8 protein-coding genes are annotated in these 8,831 nt (G+C 43.0%); 3 read left to right on the top strand and 5 right to left on the bottom strand.

What is annotated here, in order from left to right; genetic code table 11:
- A partial coding sequence (locus PN499_RS08495; RefSeq protein WP_272031364.1) for a toll/interleukin-1 receptor domain-containing protein occupies positions 1-2,378 on the bottom strand: 2,378 nt, incomplete at its 3' end.
- A 146-nt stretch (positions 2,379-2,524) separates the two neighbouring features.
- Positions 2,525-3,754 (bottom strand): methionine gamma-lyase family protein, encoded by a 1,230-nt coding sequence (locus tag PN499_RS08505; protein WP_272031365.1) that lies wholly within the window; start codon positions 3,752-3,754, stop codon positions 2,525-2,527.
- Positions 3,755-3,835: 81 nt separating this feature from the next.
- On the opposite strand from PN499_RS08505, the gene PN499_RS08510 reads away from it, so the two are divergent.
- On the top strand, positions 3,836-4,654 hold the full coding sequence (locus tag PN499_RS08510) for an acyl-CoA desaturase (protein ID WP_272031366.1): 819 nt from the start codon (positions 3,836-3,838) through the stop codon (positions 4,652-4,654).
- A 137-nt stretch (positions 4,655-4,791) separates the two neighbouring features.
- Entirely contained in the window at positions 4,792-5,607 is an 816-nt protein-coding gene (locus PN499_RS08515) for an acyl-CoA desaturase (protein WP_272031367.1), read from the top strand.
- An 89-nt stretch (positions 5,608-5,696) separates the two neighbouring features.
- Here the strand turns inward: PN499_RS08515 and PN499_RS08520 are convergent, their stop codons facing one another.
- Positions 5,697-5,849, bottom strand: a complete 153-nt coding sequence (locus PN499_RS08520) for a hypothetical protein (protein WP_272031368.1) — start codon at positions 5,847-5,849, stop codon at positions 5,697-5,699.
- A gap of 417 nt (positions 5,850-6,266) precedes the next feature.
- Between PN499_RS08520 and PN499_RS08525 the strand changes: the two genes are divergently transcribed.
- Positions 6,267-7,232: a protochlorophyllide reductase gene (locus PN499_RS08525; RefSeq protein ID WP_272031369.1), complete on the top strand. Its 966-nt coding sequence runs from the start codon at positions 6,267-6,269 to the stop codon at positions 7,230-7,232.
- A 162-nt stretch (positions 7,233-7,394) separates the two neighbouring features.
- Here the strand turns inward: PN499_RS08525 and PN499_RS08530 are convergent, their stop codons facing one another.
- Entirely contained in the window at positions 7,395-8,474 is a 1,080-nt protein-coding gene (locus PN499_RS08530; RefSeq protein ID WP_334311667.1) for a TIGR03032 family protein, read from the bottom strand.
- A 61-nt stretch (positions 8,475-8,535) separates the two neighbouring features.
- On the bottom strand, positions 8,536-8,831 hold a 296-nt coding region (locus PN499_RS08535), incomplete at its 5' end, for a DUF4351 domain-containing protein (protein WP_272031370.1).

Below are 8,831 nucleotides of genomic sequence, written 5' to 3' on the forward strand. Positions count from 1 at the left end.
TCACTATGGCCTTTGATAGTGCGAAGTTCCTTCCCTGTCTTTACATCCCATAGTTTGATTGTCTTGTCCCCACTACCAGAGGCCAAGGTTTGACCATCGGGGCTGAAACTTACGCTCCAGACCCCATCACTATGCTTTACCAAACGGTTGTGTTCCTTAACATCAAAAACTGAGGTTCCCAAGGCTGCTGTCACCGCTATTTCAGATATATTTTCTTTTTGCATCATCTTGCCAGCCTTAATCGCGGTAATTAAAGCATCAAATTTTTCTTCCCTTGGATGTAATAGCGATAAAGCATATTCTCCCTGAGCTTTAACTACAATAAGTTTAGCTTTTTTATGACTATCTAAAGCAATTTTGGTAGCGATCGCAGCAGCGATCGCCACTAACGTCATCACTCCTAATAACAACCTTAATACCACTAATCGCCGTTTTTCCTGTTTAATGACAGCATCGATCGCATTACGACTAGAGTCAATAAACTTAGTCTGTAATTCTGTTGTAGGCGGTTGCTTTTTAGCTTTACTTGCTTCTTTAAACCAGTCCTCCGCGATCGCAAACTCACTACCTCTTAGCAGCAAATCATTATTCTTATTGTGGTGTTCCCATTCAATCGCCCGACGTAGCCATTTAGTATGACTTTGTATATATTCTCGGTCTGTATCTAACGTTCTTAATAATTGATTAACATGAGCATAAAATTCCCCTTCTTTTTGCCTAAAATCAATCCACTGCACCTTCGCTAACTCTGGGTGTAGTTCAGTTGTATTAATATCCTGATGCAATATCGTAATAAAACGTTTATTGAGTTTAGCTGCATACTCCACCTCATCAGCACAGTAAGGAGAATTAATAGAACGTGGTGACAAAATAAACAGAAAATTATCCGCACTTTCAATTCCCAGATAAATCTCTTTCTGAAAATCTGCTCCTGATGCAATACTTTCTTGGTCAAACCAAGTTGTCTTTCCCCGCATCTGTAACTGATCGTTTAAAGGACGAGCTAAATCAGAATCCGATCTTGAATAGGAAATAAATACATCCAGAGATGCGGCTGGTGGCTGACGCAAACTTTCATTAATAAACTCTTTGTGTAAATTAGTAGGCTGATGTTGAGTCTTCCGTTCTGCTCCCTTCAACCAAACTTCCGCATGGCGCAAATTATATCCCCGCAATAAAATACTCGGATTGCGTTTCTGTTCTTCCCACTTCAGCGCCTTACTCAATAGCATCTTATGCTCTTCGTAATAACTCTCCTCCTCCCTTAAAACATTGAGCAAATCATCCAAATCTTTACGTAAATCTGCCTCAGTCTGATTATCAGTAAAGTCAATAAATTGTAATCCCCTGATCGTTGGTGGAATTTGTGCTATATCTGTTGGTTTAATTAACAAAGGAACAATCCTTTTACTCAGACTCAGAGCATAATCAATTTCTTTTTGACAGTAGTAGGAAGTCAGCGCCTCGGTCGAAATTAAATAGACCACATTATTCGCCTGTTCAATCCCCCGATTTATTGCTTCCTCAAATACTTCTCCAGTTTGAATATCGGTCTTGTTTGTCCAAACAGTTATCCCTTCTCGTAACAATATCTCCCGCACTAGGTGCATCCTATCAATGTCCGCTTCTGAGTATGAAAGAAACACCTGAGTCATTAAATTACTGGCATTCTTGATGCTCTCGCAAATTAACTCACAATGCAGCAATGTAACTTCACAAGGTGCTTGTTCTTCCTTAAACCTCTTTTTTAACCAGAGTTCTGCTGCTTGCCGTTCTTCCCCAGTCAATAAATAGCGAGTTTGTTTCTGTTGCTGTTCCCATGCGATCGCGAGATTTAATAAAACAGTATGTTGTTTTACATATTCCTGATGACGATGAAATATATCTATTAATCCACTCAATCCCTTCTCAAAATCATCAATGCCTTCCTGAAAATAGATCCAATTGATTTTGCTAATCGCAGGGTGCATATTGGAAAAACTAGAATGTAATCCCTTTTCTTGATAGATTTGCCAGTCAGCTTCAGACTTCCCAGGATTACGTTGTTGCCAAGTTTCCTGACTAATTTGCCCAACGTGCAGGAGGGGAATAATTTGTTTTTTTAATTTAATTGCTAGTTCAATTTCTTTGAGACAATAGGGAGAATTAACGGAATGGGGCGAAATTAGAAACAGAAAATTATCAGATTTGGTGATCCCATCATCTATTTGATTTTGATAATCAACCCCCAAGGGAATATCATTGAAATCAAACCAAACATTGAAACCATTACCCTGTAGTCGTTCTTGCAGTTTGGCAGCAAAAGCCTTACTATCGGCCCGACCATAGGAAATAAAGGCTTCGTAAAGTAGGGTGCTTGGGAGTTGAGAATCACTCATAATGAATGTTTAAAATATCTATTAATCAGGGAATCGAAGCTGATGATGGTTTTTACTCGAAAATCAAGCAGCAGTGCGAGGAAGAACCAGAATTGATTTAACTGTAGATCCACCACCAGATTTAGCTATTGAGATTGATATCACTACTAAGCTGGCCCGACAGCATCGATCGCAGCTTCCAGCGCGATCGCAACATGAGTCCAATGAGTCCCCCCTTGACAAAAAGCAATATATGGCTCCCGCAACGGCCCATCGGCAGAAAACTCCGAGGTACTCCCATCAATAAAAGTACCACCAGCCATCACCAACTCACTCTCATATCCCGGCATCGGTGCAGGGATAGGATCTAAATAGGAACCCACCGGAGAATTCTGCTGAATTGCCCTACAAAAAGCCACCAACTTTTCGGCACAACCAAACTCAATCGCCTGAATTACATCTCGCCTTTTTGCCGCAGGCATAGGATTCACCTTATAGCCCAAATTATAAAAAACATAGCTAGTTAAATGATTCCCCTTCATCGCTTCTCCCACTAACTGCGGTGCCAAAAATAAACCTTGAAATAGCAAACGATTTAACTCAAAAGTCGCACCCCCAGCACTACCAATTCCCGGCGCTGTTAACCGACAAGTTGCAGCCTCTACTAAATCGGCTCTACCTGCTACATAGCCCCCAGCAGGCACAATCGTACCGCCGGGATTTTTAATCAGCGAACCCGCAATCAAATCAGCACCTACCGCTGGGGGTTCGCACTCATCCACAAATTCTCCGTAACAATTATCTACAAAGCAAATTGTGTTAGAATTCTGATGCTTGACTATTTGAACGATTTTTTCAATATCAGAAATTGATAAACTCGGTCGCCAAGAATAGCCGCAAGAACGTTGGATAAAAACGAGGCGAGTTTTGTCTGTAACAGCAGATTTTAAAGCCTGCCAGTCCACGCTTCCATCCTTACTCAGAGGCAACTCGCGGTAACTAATGCCAAATTCAATTAAAGAACCTTGACCTTGACCCCGCAGACCAATAACTTCTTCCAAAGTATCGTAGGGAGCACCTGCTACTGCCAGCATTTCGTCTCCAGGACGGAGAGTGCCAAACAAAGCGCAAGCGATCGCATGAGTTCCCGAAACAAACTGGACTCGCACCGCAGCGGCCTCGGCCCCCACGATTTCAGCAAATACCCGATCGAAAGTCTCACGCCCCAAATCGTCATGACCGTAGCCTGTTACTCCTGCAAAATGGTGGACACCTACGCGATGGTGGCGAAAGGCATCAAGAACTCGTTTGAGATTTTGCTTGACTGTCGCGCCAATTCCAGAAAAAATCTGAAAGAGTGCCTGCTCTGCTTCTTGTAGCCGTTCAGTGCTATTCATCCTCACCTCGCTCACTATCTGAGTGCGCGGTGTTTATTATGGCGCAGATGCGGCCCTTTAGTTAGTAAACCTTTTATCTTCATGACGATCGCAACTTCAACAAAACTTAGCCCTGATTGGACAATCATAGGCTTTATGGCATTTCTCCATATTGGAGCCTTGTTTGCTCTCCTGCCTAGTAACTTTAGCTGGCCAGCCATCGCCCTAGCCCTATTTATGCACTGGGTAACAGGCGGTTTAGGCGTTACCTTGGCATTTCACCGTTTAGTAACGCACCGCAGCTTCCAGACCCCAAAATGGCTGGAATACTTCCTGGTTTTTTGTGGAACCCTCTCTTGCCAAGGCGGCCCGATTGAATGGGTAGGAATGCACAGGTTGCACCACCAACACTCCGATACTGAACCAGATCCCCACGATTCCAATCAAGGTTTTTGGTGGAGTCACATGGGTTGGATGCTCTACAAGCTGCCGATCAGAGATCAAATCCCCCGTTACACCAAAGATATTGCTGACGACCCAGTTTATAAATTTTTCCAAAGCTACTTTATACCCATCCAAGTTGCCTTTGGCATCTTGCTCTACTTCTTAGGCGGTTGGCCTTTCGTAGTTTGGGGCGTTTTTGCACGCATAGTCATCGTGTTTCACTGCACTTGGCTGGTCAATAGCGCTACCCACAAATTCGGCTACCGCACCTATGATGCAGGCGATCGCTCCACTAACTGTTGGTGGGTAGCAGTCCTCACCTACGGTGAAGGTTGGCACAACAACCACCACGCCTTTCAATACTCCGCTCGTCACGGTTTGAAATGGTGGGAAATCGATCTGACTTGGATGACAATTAAATTTTTGCAAACACTTGGTTTAGCCACCAAAGTAAAACTCGCAGAAGCAGAAAATTAGCGATCGGTAATAGGTAATAGGTAATTGGTAACGGATCGAAATCTATTGCTGATTGCCTGAACCGAACTCATTGCCGAGAGTCTGCGCTCAAAAAAAACAACTCATTTACTTCTCAAAACTTTCTATCCAGATCGAGCATGACAATTGCCACCGAACCCAAACTAGAACTCAATTGGACGCACATTATTAGTTTGGCAGTAGTTCACATTGGAGCCCTGTGCGCCCTCTTCCCAAGTAATTTTAACTGGGCCGCCGTTAGTTTAGCCATTATTCTCCACTGGGTAACAGGCGGTTTAGGCATCACTTTAGGATGGCATCGCCTAGTTAGCCACCGTAGTTTTCAGACACCAAAATGGGTAGAATATTTTCTAGTTTTTTGCGGTGTCCTTTCCGGTCAAGGAGGAGTAATTCACTGGGTGGGATTGCACCGAGTCCACCACCAACACTCCGATCAAGGAGCTCTAGATCCCCACGATTCTCGGCGGGGCTTTTGGTGGAGTCATATCGGTTGGATGTTTTATCATTGTCCGGCTCTTGACACTATCGAACGCTGCACAAAAGACATTGCTGACGACCCAGTGTATAAGTTTTTCCAAAATTATTTTCTCCCCATTCAGATTGCTTTTGGTCTTTTACTGTTGTTAATTGGGGGTTTACCTTTTGTCGTTTGGGCAATCTTTGTTCGCCTAGCATTAGTATATCACTGTACTTGGTTTGTTAACAGCGCTACTCATAAATTTGGCTATCGCACTTACGAGACAACTGACAGTTCTACTAACTGCTGGTGGGTAGCTTTAGTTACCTACGGTGAAGGCTGGCATAACAATCACCACGCATTTCAATACTCGGCTCGTCACGGTTTAAAATGGTGGGAAATAGACCTAACTTGGATGACAATTCAATTTTTGCAAGCACTTGGTTTAGCAACTAAGGTGAAACTGGTGCAAAAGTAATATTGGTAATGGCTAATGGCTAATGGCTAATGGCTAATGGCTAATTGCTAATTGCTAATTGCTAATTGCTAATTGCTAATCCGTCTTACCTACTTACCTAACTGATAGGTTAATAGGTAAAATTTATATCTAGGATAGCTGAAACCTTGAGTAGGTAACGATTTGCCGCCCAAGCTGTGAGTCGTGGCTGTGGTTGATTGAGACGCTGGCTGCGATCGCACAGCATTAGAAGGTATTGACATCTACACCCAGCTAGAAACACAAAAGCCATGCTCGACCTGTAAAATACTGATTGTTACCAGCAATCAGGTTGAGGATGGCTATACGAACAAAATAGAACTATTATTACAACCGATGGGAGGACGATAGTCGCCCACCCAAAATTTATACTGCTGTCGGTTACAAGTTAAAAGTTATTGCTAAAAGGAGTTTAGATCGACTGACCCCAATCTTTAAATCGTAAGAATTCAGGTCAGGTGTGCGATCGCCTCAATGTAAATGACCTGCAAATCCCAGCCTAGAGACAGTCAACAACAGTCATAGCACTTACACAAACAAAAATAGCAAAAAATTAAAGCTACCCATTGCTTCGTTTCACTCGCAATGACAGAATTACCTAAATAATGCCTCAGCCCTAACTTAACCGAATTCACAACAGTATGGCACAAGAGCGAAATTTAACAGTTGTAATCACAGGCGCATCATCAGGAGTCGGTTTGTACGCTGCTTCAGCCTTTGCCAAAAGGAAGGAATGGCACGTAGTCATGGCCTGTCGTGATTTATCCAAGGCAAAAAAAGCAGCCGAAGCGCTGGGAATGCCCACCGATAGCTACACGCTAATGCACATCGATCTAGGCAGTTTATATAGCGTCAGGGAGTTTGTGAACAACTTCCGGGCAAGTCGTAGATCGCTGGATGCTCTGGTGTGTAACGCTGCCATTTATATGCCTTTATTAAAGGAACCCTTACGAAGTCCAGACGGATTTGAATTGAGTATGGCCACAAATCACCTTGGTCATTTCCTCCTCTGTAACCTGATGTTAGAGGATATGAAGAGATCCAGCTTTCGCGATCGGCGGTTGGTAATTTTGGGAACTGTCACCCATAACCCAGACGAATTGGGCGGGAAGATTCCACCGCGACCAGATTTGGGCAATCTTGAAGGTTTTGAAAAGGGTTTTAAAGCACCAATCTCGATGATTGATGGTAAGAAATTTGAACCTGTCAAAGCCTATAAAGATAGTAAAGTTTGCAACGTGCTGACGATGCGAGAACTGCATCGCCGCTATCACGAATCTACGGGAATTACTTTCACTTCTCTTTATCCCGGCTGTGTTGCGGAAACACCTCTATTCCGCAATCACTATCCTTTGTTTCAGAAAATTTTCCCATTATTCCAGAAGTATATTACTGGTGGTTTCGTGTCGGAAGAATTATCTGGCGAGCGCGTAGCGGCGGTGGTTGCCGATCCTGAATATCGTCAGTCTGGTGCTTATTGGAGTTGGGGAAATAGACAGAAGAAAGATGGTCAATCTTTTGTACAAACAGTTTCTCCCCAAGCAAGAGATGATGAGAAAGCTGAGCGGATGTGGGATCTGAGCGCTAAATTGGTTGGAATTGCGTAAATAGCAAAGGAAGGGATTAAATCGGAGGGAATCGGCATTTTAGCTTATTCCCCTGAAAATAAAGAAGGAAGAAAGATCGAAGGAAATGACAATAGCTATTGATGTCAATTTAAGCCGAAATCCGTAAGTGGTTTTAGCGCCTAGCAGACTAAGGTTTTGACCTTAAGTTTCTAAGGTAATTAATTGGGCAATTTCATCTGTCTGAAATCCTAAAGCCATTGGTCTTTGCGCTTCAGGAATTATTTGCACGTCATAGAGTTCTGTGACTATGCCTTCAAATCGCAGCCAGTGAACGATCGCGCCTGTATTCATATCAATTACCATGATACCACAGCGCGGCTCTGCATCTTTGGTCTTGAGTAAACTATCTAGTTCTAAACCGCCAAATGTCTTGTCATCTCCTCTGGGTTTGGAAAGTCCAACAATTGCCCAATTTTGCCAAAAGGCTAAGCCTCGTAGATAACCCGGACAAAATGCGATCGCACTAAATTTCCCTGTGTCTAAATCCACATATCCCAATTCTCCTTTCCCCGAATTTAACAGCCATAATTTATCTTGATACCATCGGGGCGAGTGCGGCATTGACAAGCCTGTGACGATCAGATCGTTAGATAGGATATCAATAACTATACCGCCATTTTTTCTGCGATCGCGCCACCCATCTACAACATCCGACTGACTCACGGCTGTGGCATATTTTGCTTCTCCTTCTACCATTGCTAAACCGTTGAGGTGACAGCGATCTTCGTTGATATATTGGGAGATAAAAGGTGGTTTCCAGAGAGGTTTACAACTATGGCGATCGCTCACTGTGGCGATACAATTGAACAATGTGCTAATAAAAATAATTTGGTTATCTTTATCTACAGCAATATCGTGAATGTCGATATCTCCTGTAGTATAGCCGATTCTGGGAATATATAGGCGATCGTAACCTTGATATTGCGCTCCCGCAGCTAACACATTTTCTAATTGCCAAAGTTGATATTTTGAACTGAGATAGATGCGATTGCGAGTGCAATAAAGCCCCATTGCGCGATCGAAGATTCGCCAATATCCAGAAATAGTATTAGTTTCGGGATTGCTACCAATTAACATTAATCTGCTAGTTTGATAGGTGGTGCAAGCGAGGCTGATTTGTTGTTGGGTTAACCAAGATGGTAAATCGCGATCGCCAAAAATCTCATGTTCTTGGGTAGTATTTAAAATTGCTTGATCGTTGTTCATAGAATCTGAAGACATATTTAATTTATCCTTAATGTAAAATTGTAACTTGTCTGGTGGGCGATCGTCTCAGTTATGTTCAATTAGGGCAATTGGTTTCTAACCAACTGGATAAATCAGCTATACTAGAAAAGTCGAAAATAGCCTCAGCTAAAGCCGATAACTGCTCTGAGGATAGGGTTGATAAACGAGCTTCAATTTCTTGATTAAGCTCACCTAATTTTCGTTGTAATTGGCGTTTAATCAGATTTATCTGACCAATTTCGATGCCCCTTTGCTCACCAATTTCGATGCCCCTTTGCTCACCAATTTCTATGCCCCTTTGCTCACCAATTTCTATGCCCTCAGCCAACCCCTCAGCCAACCCCTCAGCCA

It is taken from the genome of Kamptonema animale CS-326 (assembly GCF_028330895.1).
In the GTDB taxonomy this organism is placed as follows: domain Bacteria; phylum Cyanobacteriota; class Cyanobacteriia; order Cyanobacteriales; family Microcoleaceae; genus Kamptonema; species Kamptonema formosum.

Coding starts and splice junctions, on each gene's coding strand:
- PN499_RS08515 (WP_272031367.1), top strand. CDS start 4,792: ATGACAATTGCCACCGAACCCAAACTAGAACTCAATTGGACGCACATT.
- PN499_RS08510 (WP_272031366.1), top strand. CDS start 3,836: ATGACGATCGCAACTTCAACAAAACTTAGCCCTGATTGGACAATCATA.
- PN499_RS08525 (WP_272031369.1), top strand. CDS start 6,267: ATGGCACAAGAGCGAAATTTAACAGTTGTAATCACAGGCGCATCATCA.
- PN499_RS08530 (WP_334311667.1), bottom strand. CDS start 8,474: ATGTCTTCAGATTCTATGAACAACGATCAAGCAATTTTAAATACTACC.
- PN499_RS08505 (WP_272031365.1), bottom strand. CDS start 3,754: ATGAATAGCACTGAACGGCTACAAGAAGCAGAGCAGGCACTCTTTCAG.
- PN499_RS08520 (WP_272031368.1), bottom strand. CDS start 5,849: ATGTCAATACCTTCTAATGCTGTGCGATCGCAGCCAGCGTCTCAATCA.